This window comes from Streptomyces sp. NPDC059037 (genome assembly GCF_042740015.1).
Lineage (GTDB): Bacteria > Actinomycetota > Actinomycetes > Streptomycetales > Streptomycetaceae > Streptomyces.
Window position 1 is genome coordinate 10253 of the sequence record NZ_JBHYIG010000127.1, and the last position, 16019, is coordinate 26271.

Genomic DNA, 16019 nt, shown 5'->3' on the forward strand with positions numbered 1-16019 from the left:
CTCCACCGTGCTGTTGTGTTTGGTTGGGGGTGTTTTTTTTTTTATCACTGCGCGGGGCTTGGGCGGGGGGGGGGCCCCCCCCCCCCCCCCCCGGGGAACTGCGCGACAAGCCACGACGATCCCGCAGTCGAAGAGACCCAGCGAAACCCCTACGAACCATCCCCCATGCCAAGAAACTCCCGCGTAGAGAACGTGAGTCGAGGCTTACGCGCCACCAGGTCCCCCTTCGCCCCGGGATAAACCCCCACAGTGTCCGCGCCATCCCCCCGGTACGTCCGCAGGACAAGATCCCCCCGCCCGTCCCCGTCGAAGTCGGCAACGCCAAGAACCTGAGTGGTGCCCTCCGCGGAGGGAACGACAGTCGCCGACGCGTTGGCGCCGAGCCCACCCGCACGGCCCCGGAAGACGCGAACCTCCCCCGCGCCACCGCCACTCCCGCTGCCGCCCCCGCTCATGACCAGCTCGCTCAGCCCGTCACCGTCGAGATCACCGGCGTCCACGGAGACCCGGCGCGCCCCCCACCCCGCCCCCCCCCGGCCCCGCCCCCGAGAGCGCCCCGACACACCCCACCGCCCCCCCAGCGCCCCCGGCGGCGGCCCGTCGACCCCCCGGGGGCCCCGGGCCCCCCCCCGCCCCCCCCGCGCCCCCCGCCCCGTGCCCGGCACGTCATAGCGCAGAGCAACGCCCCTCGGCCCCGCGACGGCCGCGTCCGTCGCCGCCTTGCCCTTGCCGAACCGCCCGAACGCGACGTCCGTACCGGAGGGGAAGAGCACCCCGGTCTCGGCGGGACCCTTCGGCCCGCCGAGGACGAGCGCGCTGGTGGCGGCGCCCGACGCGTCGGCGGCCTTGCGCACGAGGAGGTCGTCGTAGCCGTCCCGGTCCACATCGGTGGCCTCGCCGGTGACGAGGTCGTTGCCGGGCGCGGCCAGCGGCTTCCCTGCGGCGCGTGCGGCGCCGGTCCGCTTGAACGGGCCGCGCAGGAAGGTCAGCCGGGCGCCGCTCGCGTGCAGCACGAGGTCGCTCGCGCCGTCCCCGTCGAAGTCGCCGCAGACCGGCTGGTCGGACCAGTCGTTGCCGATCCGGGCCTGCGCGGGCACCCGCACCTTCACGGCCTTGCCGGTCAGGCCCTTGGGCGAGCCGAAGAGGATCTGCAGCGGCACGGGCGGCTGGCCGAGGCCGTCGTACGGCGGGTCGGTGGAGACCAGCAGATCGGTGAAGCCGTCCTTGTCGAGGTCGCAGGAGGCCTCCGACTCGAAGGCTGCGGGCAGCTCGCCCTTGGTCCGCGCCCCGTTGGCCCGCGCGCTCAGCAACTGCCGCGCGCCGGGCCGCAGTCCGCTGCGCGATCCGTAGACGACGCCGATGCCCGCGTCGTCGCCGTGGCCGCGGTGCACGAGATCGTCGAGTACGAGATCGGGGGCGCCGTCGCCGTTGAAGTCGTCGGCGGTCTTGCTGCCGTCGCCCCGGGGGACGGGCAGCGGCGCGGACGCCTTGCCCTGGTCGGCCATGCCGCCGACCGGGCGGTGCTCGGGGGACGCGTCGCCGTCACCGCCGCTGCCGCAGCCCGCGAGCAGCAGGGCGCAGCCGAGCGTGGCCGCCGTCAGTCGTATCCGGGCGCGGCGTGCACGGCGTACGCCGCGTGTGCCGTCGGGTCTGCCACCGCGTCTGTCGCTCCGTATGCCCACCATCAACCCTGACCTCGACCGCCCCTTGAGACAACAACCTGCACAACAACCTGCACATGATGCTCCCGTTCCGGCAGGACGCAACAGGCCGGTCCCGCCTGCAAGGGCGGAACCGGCCTGAAACGCTGGCAGCGGGAGCTACTTCACCGGCTCGGGCTCCGGCTCGTCCGCGGTCTCCTGCGAACCCGCCGGGTCCACCGGCGTCTTCACGGATTCCAGGAGCAGCTGCGCGACGTCCACGACCGTGATCGACTCCTTGGCCTTGCCGTCGTTCTTCTTGCCGTTGACCGAGTCGGTCAGCATGACGAGGCAGAACGGGCAGGCGGTGGAGACGATGTCCGGGTTGAGCGAGAGCGCCTCGTCGACACGCTCGTCGTTGATGCGCTTGCCGATCCGCTCCTCCATCCACATCCGCGCACCACCGGCGCCACAGCAGAAGCCGCGCTCCTTGTGGCGGTGCATCTCCTCGTTGCGCAGGCCAGGCACCTTGCCGATGATCTCGCGAGGAGGCGTGTAGATCTTGTTGTGGCGGCCCAGGTAGCAGGGGTCGTGGTACGTGATGATGCCCTCGACCGGGGTGACCGGGACCAGCTTGCCCTCGTCGACGAGGTGCTGGAGCAGCTGCGTGTGGTGGATGACTTCGTAGTCGCCGCCGAGCTGCGGGTACTCGTTGCCGATGGTGTTGAGGCAGTGCGGGCAGGTCGCGACGATCTTCTTCGCCGTCTTCGGCTTGGCCGACTCGGGCGTGACCTTGCCGTCGTCGTCGAGCTCCTCGCCGAACGCCATGTTCAGCGCCATCACGTTCTCCTGGCCGAGCTGCTGGAACAGCGGCTCGTTGCCCAGGCGGCGTGCGGAGTCACCGGTGCACTTCTCGTCGCCGCCCATGATCGCGAACTTGACGCCTGCGATGTTGAGCAGCTCGGCGAAGGCCTTCGTCGTCTTCTTGGCGCGGTCCTCGAGGGCACCCGCGCATCCGACCCAGTAGAGGTACTCGACCTCGGTGAGGTCCTCGATGTCCTTGCCGACGACCGGCACCTCGAAGTCGAGCTCCTTGAGCCACTCAAGGCGCTGCTTCTTCGCCAGGCCCCAGGGGTTGCCCTTCTTCTCCAGGTTCTTGAGCATCGTCCCGGCCTCGGACGGGAACGCGCTCTCGATCATCACCTGGTAGCGGCGCATGTCGACGATGTGGTCGATGTGCTCGATGTCCACCGGGCACTGCTCGACGCAGGCGCCGCAGCTGGTGCAGGACCACAGGACGTCGGGGTCGATGACGCCGCCCACGGCGGAGCCGTTGATGGATACAGCCTCGGCGGTGCCGATGAGGGGGCGCTCGGCCTCCGCGAGAGCGGCGGCGGGAACGTCCTTGAGCTGCTCCTCCGTCGCCTTCTCGTTGCCCTCCATGTCCTTGCCGCCGCCGGCGAGCAGGTAGGGGGCCTTGGCGTGCGCGTGGTCGCGCAGCGACATGATCAGGAGCTTCGGGGAGAGCGGCTTGCCGGTGTTCCAGGCGGGGCACTGCGACTGGCAGCGGCCGCACTCGGTGCACGTACTGAAGTCGAGCAGGCCCTTCCAGGAGAACTGCTCGACCTGGCTGACGCCGAACACGGCGTCGTCGGCCGGGTCCTCCCAGTCGATCGGCTTGCCGCCGGACGTCATGGGCTGCAGCTCACCGAGGGTGGTGGAGCCGTCGGCCTCGCGCTTGAACCAGATGTTCGGGAAGGCGAGGAAGCGGTGCCAGGCGACACCCATGTTGGTGTTGAGCGCGACGACGATCATCCAGATGAAGGACGTCGCGATCTTCAGCCCCGCGAAGAAGTACGTGAGGTTCTGCAGCGTCGAGACGTCGAGGTTCTGGAACGCCGAGACCACCGGGTACGAGATGAAGAACGACGCCTCGTAGCTGTCGACGTGGTGCTGGGCGCCCTCCAGGGCGTGCAGCATGAAGATGCAGACGCCGACGATGAGGATGACGGCCTCGACGAAGTACGCCTGGCCCTTCTTGGAGCCCGCGAAGCGGGACTTGCGGCCCGGCTTGTTGTCGGGCTTGCTCAGCTGCCGGATGACGATCAGCGTCAGGATGCCGACGACCGTCATCGTGCCGATGAACTCGACGAACATGTTGTACGGCGCCCACTCACCGATGATCGGCAGCATCCAGTCGGCCTTGAAGAGCTGGCCGATGGCGTTGACGATCGTCAGGAGCAGCGAGAAGAAGCCCACCGCCACGAACCAGTGCGCGACACCGACGATGCCCCAGCGGTTCATTCGGGTGTGGCCGAGGAACTCCTTGGCCACCGTGATGGTGCGCTGCACGGGCTGGTCGGTGCGGGTGCCGGCGGGCACGTTCTGACCGAGCCGCATGAACTGGTAGATCTGCACGATGGCTCGGCCGAACAGCGCGACGCCGACCGCGATTAGGACCAGCGACACGATGATCGCGGCGAGTTGCATTTGGGGGCTCCTCGGGCCTGCGAGGCGAACTATTACTAAGCGGTAACTTATGCAGTCCGTCTGAGACTACCCACTTACTCAGCCGCACTGTAGCCAGCCCAACGGTGATCTGCGTCGCTCAGGCAACCCTGCGTTGCGGCTTCGCTGGGGCCGACGCCTTTCCGCGGGCCGGCTGTGGCTGGTCGCGCAGTTCCCCGCGCCCCTTCGGGGCACGGTTGCGCGTAAGGGGAGGATAAGAGTTGAGCGGCCTCGACTCAGCTCTGTTGACTCCGGCGAAGCGTTCGTGCACTCTTGAGCCAGATCCACTCAAGTAGTACCTCTGGAGGAATCGAAATGGCACGTGCGGTCGGCATCGACCTGGGCACGACTAACTCTGTCGTCAGCGTTCTTGAAGGCGGCGAGCCCACCGTCATCACCAACGCCGAGGGCGCCAGGACCACGCCGTCCGTCGTCGCCTTCGCGAAGAACGGCGAGGTGCTGGTCGGCGAGGTCGCCAAGCGCCAGGCGGTCACCAACGTCGACAGGACCATCCGGTCGGTCAAGCGCCACATGGGCACCGACTGGAAGGTGGACATCGACGACAAGGGCTTCAACCCCCAGCAGATCTCGGCGTTCATCCTGCAGAAGCTGAAGCGCGACGCGGAGTCGTACCTGGGCGAGAAGGTGGCCGACGCGGTCATCACCGTCCCGGCGTACTTCAACGACTCGGAGCGCCAGGCCACCAAGGAGGCCGGCGAGATCGCGGGCCTGAACGTCCTGCGCATCGTCAACGAGCCGACGGCCGCCGCCCTGGCGTACGGCCTCGACAAGGACGACCAGACGATCCTCGTCTTCGACCTCGGTGGCGGCACCTTCGACGTGTCCCTCCTGGAGATCGGCGACGGCGTCGTCGAGGTGAAGGCCACGAACGGCGACAACCACCTCGGTGGTGACGACTGGGACCAGCGCGTCGTCGACTACCTGGTCAAGCAGTTCAACAACGGCCACGGCGTGGACCTCTCCAAGGACAAGATGGCGCTCCAGCGCCTGCGCGAGGCGGCCGAGAAGGCCAAGATCGAGCTGTCCTCCTCCACGGAGACCTCGATCAACCTGCCGTACATCACGGCGTCCGCAGAGGGCCCGCTGCACCTGGACGAGAAGCTCACGCGCGCCCAGTTCCAGCAGCTCACGTCCGACCTTCTGGAGCGCTGCAAGACGCCGTTCCACAACGTCATCAAGGACGCGGGCATCCAGCTCTCCGAGATCGACCACGTCGTTCTCGTCGGTGGCTCGACCCGCATGCCCGCCGTCGCGGAGCTCGTCAAGGAGCTGACCGGCGGCCAGGACGCCAACAAGGGCGTGAACCCGGACGAGGTCGTCGCCATCGGCGCCGCGCTGCAGGCCGGTGTCCTCAAGGGCGAGGTCAAGGACGTCCTGCTCCTCGACGTCACCCCGCTGTCCCTCGGTATCGAGACCAAGGGCGGCATCATGACGAAGCTCATCGAGCGCAACACGACCATCCCGACGAAGCGCTCCGAGATCTTCACGACGGCCGAGGACAACCAGCCGTCCGTGCAGATCCAGGTCTACCAGGGCGAGCGCGAGATCGCGGCGTACAACAAGAAGCTCGGAATGTTCGAGCTCACGGGCCTGCCGCCGGCCCCGCGCGGTGTCCCGCAGATCGAGGTCGCCTTCGACATCGACGCCAACGGCATCATGCACGTGACCGCGAAGGACCTGGGCACGGGCAAGGAGCAGAAGATGACCGTCACCGGCGGCTCCTCGCTGCCGAAGGACGAGGTCGACCGCATGCGCCAGGAGGCCGAGCAGTACGCGGACGAGGACCACAAGCGCCGCGAGGCCGCCGAGTCCCGCAACCAGGGCGAGCAGCTCGTCTACCAGACGGAGAAGTTCCTCGCGGACAACGCGGACAAGGTCCCCGGTGACGTGAAGACCGAGGTCGAGTCCGCCGTCGAAGAGCTGAAGGAGAAGCTCAAGGGCGAGGACACGGCGGACATCCGCACGGCCACCGAGAAGGTCGCGGCCGTCTCCCAGAAGCTGGGCCAGGCCATGTACGCGGACGCTCAGGCCGCCCAGGGTGCCGAGGGCGCTGCCCCCGGTGCCGAGGGTACCGAGGCCCCGAACATGTCCAAGGAAGACGACGTGGTCGACGCCGAGATCGTCGACGACGAGAAGCCCGGTGACGCGAAGGGCGGCGCCGCCTGATGACCGAGGAGACCCCGGGCCTCGGCGGCGAGAACGCCGAGCAGCCCGACGTCCCCTCCGGCGCCACCCCTGATGACGCGGCGCCGAAGGCCGCCGAGCCCTCCATCGCGGAGGGCCCGGCGGCCCCGGCCGGGGACGCAGCAAGCAACAAGACGTCCGCTCAGGACGTGGGTCTGACCGCCCAGCTGGACCAGGTGCGCACCGCGCTCAACGAGCGCACGGCGGACCTCCAGCGGCTGCAGGCCGAGTATCAGAACTACCGCCGTCGGGTGGAGCGGGACAAGGTGACGGTCAAGGAGATCGCCGCGGCGAACCTCCTGTCCGAGCTCCTCCCGAGCCTCGACGACATCGGCCGCGCTCGTGAGCACGGCGAGCTGGTGGGCGGGTTCAAGTCGGTGGCGGAGTCTCTTGAGACGGTCGTCGCCAAGATGGGCCTGCAGCAGTTCGGCAAGGAGGGCGAGCCCTTCGACCCGACGATCCACGAGGCCCTGATGCACTCGTACGCACCGGACGTCACCGAGACGACCTGCGTCGCGATCCTGCAGCCGGGATACCGGATCGGCGAGCGCACCATCCGCCCCGCGCGGGTGGCCGTCGCCGAGCCGCAGCCGGGCGCGCAGCCGGCCAAGGGTGACACCGAGGCCGCTGCTTCCGCGGACTCCGCCGATGTGGCGGAGGACAAGGAGACCGGTGGCCCGGACGAGGGCTGACCTGACCGTGTTGGTGAAGCGAGAGGAGGGACGTCGGGGATGAGCACGAAGGACTTCATCGAGAAGGACTACTACAAGGTCCTCGGCGTCCCCAAGGACGCCACCGAGGCCGAGATCAAGAAGGCGTACCGGAAACTCGCCCGCGAGAACCACCCGGACGCCAACAAGGGCAACGCCAAGGCGGAAGAGCGCTTCAAGGAGATCTCCGAGGCGAACGACGTCCTCGGGGACCCCAAGAAGCGCAAGGAGTACGACGAAGCGCGTGCTCTCTTCGGCAACGGCGGCTTCAGGGCCGGCCCCGGAGCGGGCGGCGGCGGCTCGTTCAACTTCGACCTGGGCGACCTCTTCGGAGGCGGCGCCCCGGGCGGCGGTGGAGCGGGCGGTGCCGGCGGCGGCTTCGGCGGCGGTCTCGGTGACGTCTTCGGGGGCCTGTTCAACCGGGGCGGTGCGGGTGCCGGGACCGGCACGCGTACGCAGCCCAGGCGCGGCCAGGACATCGAGTCCGAGGTCACGCTGAGCTTCACGGAGGCGGTGGACGGGGCCACGGTCCCGCTCCGCATGTCCTCCCAGGCGCCCTGCAAGGCCTGTTCCGGCACCGGCGACAAGAACGGCACACCGCGCGTGTGCCCGACCTGCGTCGGCACGGGCCAGGTCTCGCGGGGCGGCGGCGGAGGCTTCTCCCTCACTGACCCCTGCGTGGACTGCAAGGGCCGCGGCCTGATCGCCGAGACCCCCTGCGAGGTCTGCAAGGGCTCGGGCAGGGCGAAGTCGTCGCGCACGATGCAGGTGCGCATTCCGGCCGGCGTCAGCGACGGCCAGCGCATTCGCCTGCGCGGCAAGGGCGGCCCCGGTGAACGGGGCGGTCCTGGCGGCGACTTGTACGTCGTGGTCCACGTCGACGCCCACCCGGTCTTCGGCCGCAAGGGCGACAACCTGACGGTGACGGTTCCGGTGACGTATCCGGAGGCGGCACTGGGCGGCGAGGTCAAGGTGCCGACGCTCGGCGGGCCCCCGGTGACTTTGAAGTTGCCGCCGGGGACCCCGAACGGCCGTACGATGCGGGCGCGCGGGAAGGGCGCGCTCCGCAAGGACGGCTCGCGAGGCGATCTGCTTGTGACGGTGGAGGTCTCCGTACCGACATCGTTGAGCGAGTCGGCGAAGGAAGCGCTGGAGTCCTACCGCAAGGCGTCTGCGGACGACGATCCGCGGGCAGAACTGTTCCAGGCCGCGAAGGGAGCATGAGATGGACGGCCGTCGTCGAAATCCCTACCAGTTGACCGATGAGACGCCGGTCTACGTCATCTCGGTCGCGGCACAGCTGAGCGGGCTCCACCCGCAGACGCTGCGCCAGTACGACCGCCTCGGCCTGGTCTCGCCCGACCGCACGGCGGGCCGGGGCAGGCGCTACTCCGCCCGCGACATCGAACTGCTGCGCACCGTCCAGCAGTTGTCGCAGGAGGAGGGCATCAACCTCGCCGGCATCAAGCGCATCATCGAGCTGGAGAACCAGGTGGCGGCACTCCAATCCCGTGTCGCGGAGCTCTCCTCGGCCGTGGAGGGAGCCGCCGTCGCCATGCAGCAACGTGAAGCGGCGGTGCACGCCTCGTACCGTCGCGATCTCGTCCCGTACCAGGACGTGCAGCAGGCGAGTGCGTTGGTGGTGTGGCGGCCGAAGAGGTCGCCGGAGTAGTCGGTAGGTTTCGTAAGCTCTGTAGGGGCCGGGAGGTGTAAACCACCTCCCGGCCCCTACGCGCTGTTTCACGGGTTCCTCAGATTGCACAGGTTTCACAGGGGGAGTTGAACTGCCATGGCCATGGTGGGGTTGTTCTGGATCGCCGAAGGCGACGTGTACGTGGGCGCGAAGCCGTCGGGCCTGGCGGCGGGCGTACGGCTGACTCCGGAAGGGGTGCTGGCCCTGGGCGACGGCCAGTCCCGCGTCTGGCCCTGGGAGGACGTACAGGCGCTGAGGGTGGAGAACGCCCCGGTGAAGTCCCTGAAGCGCCACGTGGGCACGCTGGTGGACATGGCGCTGACGGTGGGCCTCGGCGGCGGCGACGAGGCGCCGACGATGACCCTCTGGGTGACGGACGCGGATGGCGACACGGACCTGATGGTGTACACGGCGGCGGCATCGGGCTACTCCCAGACGGAGTACGACCTCTCCCGCGAGTTGCTGACCCGCCTGACGGAAGGCGCGGGCACCCTGCTGACGACGCTGGCGGCGATGGCGGAGTGGGGGCGGGCGCGAGAGGGCGGCTCGCCGCGGGCGGCGGAGCGCGAGGGGCTGCTGCGGGAGTGGGTCGCGGCATGAGCTCGCCCGCGTTGCCCGAAGGAGAGGACGCCGCCCGCTACCGTCGCCTGTACGCGCTTGCAGAGGCGCGCGAGCTGGTCGCCGAGGGGGCGCTGGACACCGATGTGCTCCTGCGATGCCGGGCCGCCGACCACGAGGAACTGCTGCGAACCTGGACGGAGTCGTGATGCCGGACCTGAACCCGACCCCGCCGACCGAGACGGACTTGCGGCACCTGCGCCGCTGCGTGGCCCTGGCGAGGCAGGCCCTGGAAGCGGGCGACGAACCCTTCGGCTCGCTGCTGCTCTCGGCGGAGGGCAAGGTCCTGTTCGAGGACCGCAACCGTGTGGCGGGCGGCGACCACACCCGCCACCCGGAGTTCGAGATCGCCCGCTGGTCGGCGGAGCATCTCTCCGTGCGGGAGCGGGCTTCGTCGACGGTCTACACCTCGGGTGAACACTGCCCGATGTGTGCGGCGGCGCATGGCTGGGTGGGCCTTGGCCGGATCGTGTACGCGGCGTCGTCGGCGCAGCTGGTGACGTGGCTGACGGAGTTCTCGGCCCCGCCGGGCCCGGTGGCGGCTTTGCCGATCCGGGAGGTGGTGCCGGGGGCGGTGGTGTCGGGGCCGGCGCCGGAACTCTCCGATGAGATCAGGGAGTTGCATCGGAGGCTGCATGCGGGCGACTGAGGTTGGGTGCGGCTGAGCTGCCGGGGGTGCAACCTCCCTGCGCTGCGGGGCGCCGCCTCGTCCCCACCCAGCCGGGCGCCCTGCCCGAGGGGGCCGGTGGCGGGCTCAACCCTGGTGCGGGGCCTGGTGTTTGAGGTGGATGAGGAGGGCGGTCAGTTGGGCGGGGGCCGCGGTCAGGACCTCGTGCGGGGTGTCGCTCTCGCGGAGGTGGATCGTTCCGCCGGGGCCGCAGGCGAGGTGGAGACACTCTCCCTGCGGTCCTCCGCTGAACGATGACTTCTGCCAGGTCAGTTCCGGCATCCGAACCTCCCTAGAGGGTGTAGAGCAGGTGCTGGATGAGGGCCAGCGAGTCCTTCACTGAGTGTGCTTCCGGGGCCAACGATACGTCGATGGGGGCGAGGGCGTGCTCGGCGAGACGCTCGAAAAGCGTGCCGTAGTGACGCAGGCTGGCTCCATCTCCCAAGTACTGGACACCGATGGGGTGTTCGAGTACGAGGGTTCCCAGTTCGGGAAGCGCGGGGATGACGTGGACGAAGTTGCCGCTGAGGGCGGCGTACGCCTCTGATGTGAACGGATAGACCTGGATGGTCACGTTCGGCAGGCGTGACAGCTCGATGAGGCGCAGCAATTGCCCGCGTGCCACCTCGGTGCCGCCGAACCGCATGTGCAAGGCCGACTCGTGAATGACGGCGTGCACGGATGGCGGGTGCTCGCGGGTCAGGACGTGCTGTCGCTCAAGCCGGAAATCCAGGGCTTCTTCGATGCGGTCGAATCCCAGACCCGGGCTGGCAAAGATGGCCCGCGCGTAGTCGGCCGTCTGGAAGAGGCCCGGGATGAACAGGGACTGGTGCATCCGCAGGGCCGTGGCGCCGGACTCCAGTTCTGCCAGGTTGAGCGCGCGCTGCTCCATGGGCTTCTTGTACTCGCTCCACCAGCCTTTGCCGGTTGCTTCGGAGAGTGTGACAAGGGCTTCAATGTACGCCTGATCAGTGCACCCGTAGAGATGACAGAGCTGGCGGAGTCGCGCCGTGAGGACGGTCGTCTTGGCTGTCTCGATCTGGCTCAGCTGTCCCCGGCCCATGCCGACCCGCTCGGCGGCTTCCCCGGCGCTCAATCCTGCCTGCTCGCGCAGTTGTTTGAGCTCGGAGCCGAGCCGCCGCTGGCGTTCGCTGATAACGGTGCGCAGTCCCATCTGCCTCTCCCGGGTGGTGTCTTCAAAGTCTGTCCAGCGTAGGGGAGTTGGTCCACCGAGATTGCCGATTAGGTTGTCAATTGACGCCTAGCTGCCCTACCGTGAGTGTGCATCCAGTAGCTCACTGGAATCACTCAACTCCCCCTGCCCATAAGCCGAAAGGCACCCGAGCCCCCGCAGGGGCACGCACTCGGGCAGCGCCATCGCCCGGCGAGGGGCACCCTCACTCATCTCCGGACGGGAGAAGGCCATGCCCGCAGACGGTCCCCGCGCACCTCACCGAGCAACCCAACTCACCTACGACTACAGCCTGTTCGCCCCGGCAGATTCGACATCCCCAAAGATTTGCCGAGACTTCGTACGAACAGTGCTCCGCACGCTCGACCGCGAGCCCCTGGTGATGCCGGCGACCCTCTGCACCTCGGAACTCATCACGAACGTGCACCTGCACACCAAGGGCTCCGCGATGCTCCGCATCCTGCTGACCCTCACCCGCCTGCGGGTAACGGTCTTCGACGAGAGCCCGGATCCACCGGTGGTGACCCACCCGGCGGCGGGCGCCGCCGCCTGCTGGGGCCGGGGCATGGCCCTGGTCGCGGAGCTCGCCGATGCGTGGGGCGTGGCGGACGACAGGGCGGGGCGGTATGCGAAGGGGGTGTGGTTCGAGCTGGGCGGGGCCGAGGGCGGGGAACCGTTCCGCCCTCACGGCATCGGATGACCGGAGGCCGTTTCCCCAGGTCGGCCCAGTGAACGTACAGACCGTGATCGCGTTGCTTGTGCCGCGAGGACGCCAAGCCCACACTGGAAAGGAGGTGCGCCACCATGACCGCTCTTGCAGCTGAGAGGCCCGAGACCATGCCTGACAGCAGGACTGACTCAGTCCCGTCCGCGACCGGTCTGTCGGAAGACGACGAGGTGCTGTGGCAGGCATGGAAAGCGATGGAACTCCCCGAGGGCTACCGCGCTGAAATCATCGAGGGAGCCATCGAGGTGTCGCCGACTGGTCGCTACTCACACACCGAGACCATCAACCTGCTCCGGGACGAACTGGTGATGTTCCTGCGCGGCGGTGACTTCGTCGTGCGCAATGACGGAAACGTCATCCACGAGGGGCAGGTGTGGATCCCTGACCTCTACATCGGGCCGAAGGACAGGGATCGGTACCTGACGGACGACGGCCTCGGCGTCACGGCCGCAGCGGTCCGTCTCGTCGTCGAGGTCGTCTCCCCCGGAAAGCGCAACCAGGACCGCGACCGAGTGAAGAAGCGCCGCGAGTACGCCCGTGCGGGGATCCCCGTCTACGTCATCGTCGACGACTATGACGCTGAGGGCACCGTCACCGTCCTGACCGAGCCGCAGCCCGCGAATGCCGACTGGGTCGGCGTCCACCGAGTCCCGTACGGGACAGAGGTCACGATCCCTGAGGGGCCGGCGAAGGGGTTCACGATCACTGAGGTGATCACGGGGGCGCGGCGCGGTTAACCCTGCCGTCTGGTTGGCCGGCAGCCTCATCTGCTGGAGGCGCCTCTAGCGCGCGGAATCGTGATCACGTCACGAGCTCTGCGGGAGAAGGTTTTCACCCGCCAGGGAGTTGCTGCGTTTGCAGCGACTCCGACAGTCAGAGCAATTGCGACAACAGCCCAACTGAAGAGGTCATGTCCCGGGTTAGCCGTCCAGTCCCACCAGTTGAGGGGGTACCAGACCAGAAAGAGCACCGAAGTCAGAGGGATGACCCAGCCGAGTTGCTGCCCCAGCGACCTGGCAGACAGGAGGGCGAGGCCGAGCCAGATCAAGACGGACCGGACGAAGACGATTCCGGATTCCGGCCCGTTGGCGAGAGCCTCAGTGCCGAAGGAGAAGGCGCAAACCGTCAATGTCAGTGCGGTGCAATAGACGACGCGAAGTCGGTGCATCGTGGATGCACCCATTTCGTCATGCGCCGACATAGCCCCGCCCAGAGCTGCGGTAAGGAAGACGGCCGTCAGCAGAGGAAGCTCTTGCCGGTAGGGCACACCCGTGGTGAGTCCTCCGCTACCGATGGACGGAAGTGCGATGTTGGCACCACCGAAGAACGCTGATAGCAGGGCAACAACTGCCGTCCCAATAAGGACTGCTCCGCCCCGGTGGACTCTGGCATAGCGGAACAGGTCAGGGCCAATCATCAGGCTTGCACCAAGAGCTTTCACGAAGAAGATAGCTACGCTCCTGAGCGACCCAGGCCCGCTGCTCGGCCGAAGGCATCCGAGCAGCCTTGGCCGCCTCGCGCTGGGCGGTGCCGACCCCTTCGACGTGGAGTCCCTCGTCGGCGTCGGCCGGGTCCTGGTCCATGGCCCGGTACTCAAGCCATAGGTGGATGTTGTCACTGGCCTGCCACGCCCGGCGCTCCTTTTGAGGCGGGCGACACCGGCCGAACGACGCCGTGAACACCTGGTCCGCCATGGCAATTGCCGCGGTGCGTACGTGTCCTTCGGCGATGTCGAACCCTCGGTCTCCCAGATCGGTCCGTTGCAGCCCGAACTCGTGGAATTCGTCGGGTACTTTGATCCAGGTCTGAGTGGTCTGACTGGTGTGATCAAAGTGCTTTGCCATGCGAGTCAGCTCTGGCAGGTACTTTCGGTGCTCGGGCCAGACGCACACTCGTGGGGCATTCCCATCGGCACGGTCGCACAGCGGCGTGGTCGCCGAAGCCGGACGGTCCACGCGCAGTTCGCCGGCGGCCGGAGCTGCGGCCAGTGCGGCAAGGGAAAGGGCCACAGACCCGACAGCAACTCCGCGTATGTGTCGTGGCAGTTTCCGATGCGGCATCTGGCGCTCGGCGCTCTTCATCCTCAGCGGCGGTGCCGTCACTGCCAGCGTTGCGAGGGCGAGGGCGCACAGTAGGCGAACGGCGACCGGCAGCGGACGCATGTAGGTGTCCGGCGGCCCCGCGAGGACATTGAATTTGAACGGCAGGGACAGCATGCTGATGAAGCAGCCCAGCGCACAAACGATGGGCGTGAATGCGGCCGAGGGCCACCAGCGACCCGCCAGATGTCCCACGGACGCGAAGATGATCAGGGTCGAGGCGCCGAGCAGGAGGTAGGACGGCCACAAGAAGCCCGGTCCTGCATCTGCGAGCGAGACGGCTGCTGCGGTAAGGCACCCGACCCCGTACGCAAGGAATCCGAGCGTGAGGGTGGCTGCCAGCCTGGCGGCCTCGATCCGCCAGCCCGGCCGGGCGGCTGCGAGGAGGAACTCGGGCATCCCTGCCCGGGAGGAACGCCCGGCCTGCCAGGCGGAAACACCGGCGAGAACGGGCCCCAGGAAGAGCGTCACGATCTGCGCCGCCACGCTTGCCTCGGGCCACACGCCGATCCAGTACTGGGAACGCCCGAAGAGAACCAGCAGGTCCACGGCAATCATCAACGGGAAGGCGGTCAGCAGGGGAGAGCGTCGCAGCTCGATGCGGTAGGCGTTCAGCATGCGGCTTCCTCGGCCGGCCCACGGGTGCCCAGGACAGTCATATAGCCGCGCTCCAGCGCGCTGTCTCCCGGAGCTTTCGGTGTGGACAGTTCTGCGAGTTGCTGGGGTGTACCGCTGTGGACCACCTGGCCATCGCTCAGTACGAGGACGGCGTCACAGGCGGCGCCCACGTCCTCCACCAGGTGCGTACTGAGCACAATCGCAGCCCCGGCGCGGGCGAGGGAACGAATGAGGTCACGAAAGTCGAGGCGCTGTGCAGGGTCAAGGCCGACAGTTGGCTCATCGAGCAGGAGCAGGGAAGGAGAACCGACGATGGCCGCGGCGATCCCGGCACGACGCAGCATGCCACCGGAAAGTGTCTTCATGCGGTCGCGGGCCCGGTCGGTCAGTCCAACGGCAGCCAGTGCCTGTTCGGTTGCCGACTTGGCTTCCTTGGAAGGTACTTCACGCAACCAGGCGCAGTAGCTGACGAAATCGGTGAGGGAGAACGCCGGGTAGAAGCCGAAGTCCTGCGGGAGGTAGCCGATGCGACGACGAACTCGCCGGGCGTCCCTTTCGCTGGTGACGGGCTCGCCGAACAGCTCAAGGCCCCCGCTCTTCGGCGGCGCGATCGTGGCGAGGGTACGGAACAGCGTCGTCTTTCCTGCTCCGTTGGGACCCAACAGGCCAGTGACGCCAGGCTGGATGGACAGGTCGAGATCCTCGATGATGAGTCGGCCCCTGTAGCCCTGCGCGAGGGCCGTCAACCGGGCGACGGGATAAGTCGTCATAGGTAGGATTCCCAAAATGCGGGGTGGGCCCGCCGTAGTGGCGGGCCCACCGTAGCGCTGGTGAACTACTGGTGCGAGTCCGTGTGATTGATCTTGAACGTGCACTCGTGGGTGTCGTACTTCCCCCTGTAGCCGTTGCGCAGCCTGTCGTAGTGCTGCTCATCGACCTCGTTGTTGCAGTTGTAGTCCGTGTACCACCCGCTATACAGCCACGTGTTTGCGTCGTTGCAGTACCCGTGACCGGCGGTTGAGTACCAGTATCCTCGGCAGCCGGCATCCCACGAGCTCTCGTTGGATGCGCTCGACAACGGAGCCGTAAGGCCGATAGCCGTGGCCGCCATCGCCGCCACGACAGCACCCTTCGCCGCCTTGGTGGCCATCATTCTGTTTACAAACGAACTCTTTCTCATTTCCCCCCCTGGGAATAGGACGTTGGAGATGCGAGAGATGTCGCCCCCAGCCGTGAGTCACGGCAGGTGGAGTGGGTGTCGGGGGGGGGGCGCGCGGGCCGGCGCGCGGGGGGCGGGGCGGGCGGGTGGCACGCGAGCGGAAAGCCGCCCCGAGACAGAGAC

Annotated in this window: 16 protein-coding genes; 9 read left to right on the forward strand and 7 right to left on the reverse strand. The window is 68.0% G+C overall.

What is annotated here, in order from left to right; genetic code table 11:
• Positions 1–149 precede the first annotated feature (149 nt).
• The gene (locus ACFWY6_RS24805; protein ID WP_384694273.1) at positions 150–1685 is read right to left on the reverse strand and encodes an FG-GAP repeat domain-containing protein; all 1536 of its coding nucleotides are present in this window, start codon (positions 1683–1685) and stop codon (positions 150–152) included.
• A 135-nt stretch (positions 1686–1820) separates the two neighbouring features.
• Complete coding sequence (locus ACFWY6_RS24810) at positions 1821–4130, reverse strand: (Fe-S)-binding protein (protein WP_384694276.1); 2310 nt, start codon at positions 4128–4130, stop codon at positions 1821–1823.
• 333 nt (positions 4131–4463) lie between these two features.
• On the opposite strand from ACFWY6_RS24810, the gene dnaK reads away from it, so the two are divergent.
• The 7 genes from dnaK to ACFWY6_RS24845 all read left to right on the forward strand — a co-directional run bounded on the left by dnaK (position 4464) and on the right by ACFWY6_RS24845 (position 10023).
• On the forward strand, positions 4464–6335 hold the full coding sequence (dnaK, locus tag ACFWY6_RS24815; RefSeq protein WP_384694279.1) for a molecular chaperone DnaK: 1872 nt from the start codon (positions 4464–4466) through the stop codon (positions 6333–6335).
• Positions 6335–7045, forward strand: coding sequence for a nucleotide exchange factor GrpE (gene grpE / locus ACFWY6_RS24820; RefSeq protein ID WP_384694282.1), 711 nt, complete (start codon positions 6335–6337; stop codon positions 7043–7045). The genes dnaK and grpE overlap by 1 nt, the downstream gene beginning before the upstream one ends.
• Before the next feature lie 39 nt (positions 7046–7084).
• Positions 7085–8287, forward strand: a complete 1203-nt coding sequence (gene dnaJ / locus ACFWY6_RS24825; protein ID WP_384694285.1) for a molecular chaperone DnaJ — start codon at positions 7085–7087, stop codon at positions 8285–8287.
• A 1-nt stretch (position 8288) separates the two neighbouring features.
• Positions 8289–8735: a heat shock protein transcriptional repressor HspR gene (locus tag ACFWY6_RS24830; RefSeq protein ID WP_384694287.1), complete on the forward strand. Its 447-nt coding sequence runs from the start codon at positions 8289–8291 to the stop codon at positions 8733–8735.
• Positions 8736–8852: 117 nt separating this feature from the next.
• Positions 8853–9356, forward strand: a complete 504-nt coding sequence (locus ACFWY6_RS24835; protein WP_384694290.1) for a hypothetical protein — start codon at positions 8853–8855, stop codon at positions 9354–9356.
• Positions 9353–9523: a hypothetical protein gene (locus ACFWY6_RS24840; RefSeq protein ID WP_384694293.1), complete on the forward strand. Its 171-nt coding sequence runs from the start codon at positions 9353–9355 to the stop codon at positions 9521–9523. Before ACFWY6_RS24835 ends, ACFWY6_RS24840 begins: the two co-directional genes overlap by 4 nt.
• Positions 9523–10023 (forward strand): nucleoside deaminase, encoded by a 501-nt coding sequence (locus ACFWY6_RS24845; protein ID WP_384694296.1) that lies wholly within the window; start codon positions 9523–9525, stop codon positions 10021–10023. Before ACFWY6_RS24840 ends, ACFWY6_RS24845 begins: the two co-directional genes overlap by 1 nt.
• A gap of 105 nt (positions 10024–10128) precedes the next feature.
• Here ACFWY6_RS24845 and ACFWY6_RS24850 read toward each other — a convergent pair whose 3' ends face one another.
• Both ACFWY6_RS24850 and ACFWY6_RS24855 read right to left on the reverse strand, forming a co-directional pair.
• Positions 10129–10323: a DUF397 domain-containing protein gene (locus ACFWY6_RS24850; RefSeq protein ID WP_384694299.1), complete on the reverse strand. Its 195-nt coding sequence runs from the start codon at positions 10321–10323 to the stop codon at positions 10129–10131.
• Positions 10324–10333: 10 nt separating this feature from the next.
• A complete protein-coding gene (locus tag ACFWY6_RS24855) occupies positions 10334–11215 on the reverse strand; it encodes a helix-turn-helix domain-containing protein (protein WP_384694302.1) in 882 nt (293 codons plus the stop codon).
• Between the two features lie 367 nt (positions 11216–11582).
• Here ACFWY6_RS24855 and ACFWY6_RS24860 point away from each other — a divergent pair, with 367 nt between their 5' ends.
• Positions 11583–11933: an ATP-binding protein gene (locus ACFWY6_RS24860; RefSeq protein WP_384694305.1), complete on the forward strand. Its 351-nt coding sequence runs from the start codon at positions 11583–11585 to the stop codon at positions 11931–11933.
• Between the two features lie 104 nt (positions 11934–12037).
• Positions 12038–12697 (forward strand): Uma2 family endonuclease, encoded by a 660-nt coding sequence (locus ACFWY6_RS24865; RefSeq protein WP_384694308.1) that lies wholly within the window; start codon positions 12038–12040, stop codon positions 12695–12697.
• Between the two features lie 666 nt (positions 12698–13363).
• On the opposite strand, the gene ACFWY6_RS24870 is transcribed toward ACFWY6_RS24865, so the two are convergent.
• The 3 genes from ACFWY6_RS24870 to ACFWY6_RS24880 form a co-directional block, all read right to left on the reverse strand.
• Positions 13364–14677 (reverse strand): ABC transporter permease, encoded by a 1314-nt coding sequence (locus ACFWY6_RS24870; RefSeq protein WP_384694311.1) that lies wholly within the window; start codon positions 14675–14677, stop codon positions 13364–13366.
• Positions 14671–15447 carry an ATP-binding cassette domain-containing protein gene (locus tag ACFWY6_RS24875; protein WP_384694314.1) on the reverse strand — a complete coding sequence of 259 codons (777 nt, stop codon included), beginning with the start codon at positions 15445–15447 and terminating at the stop codon, positions 14671–14673. The genes ACFWY6_RS24870 and ACFWY6_RS24875 overlap by 7 nt, the downstream gene beginning before the upstream one ends.
• 65 nt (positions 15448–15512) lie before the next feature.
• Positions 15513–15857: a hypothetical protein gene (locus tag ACFWY6_RS24880; RefSeq protein ID WP_384694317.1), complete on the reverse strand. Its 345-nt coding sequence runs from the start codon at positions 15855–15857 to the stop codon at positions 15513–15515.
• Between the last annotated feature and the right edge of the window lie 162 nt (positions 15858–16019).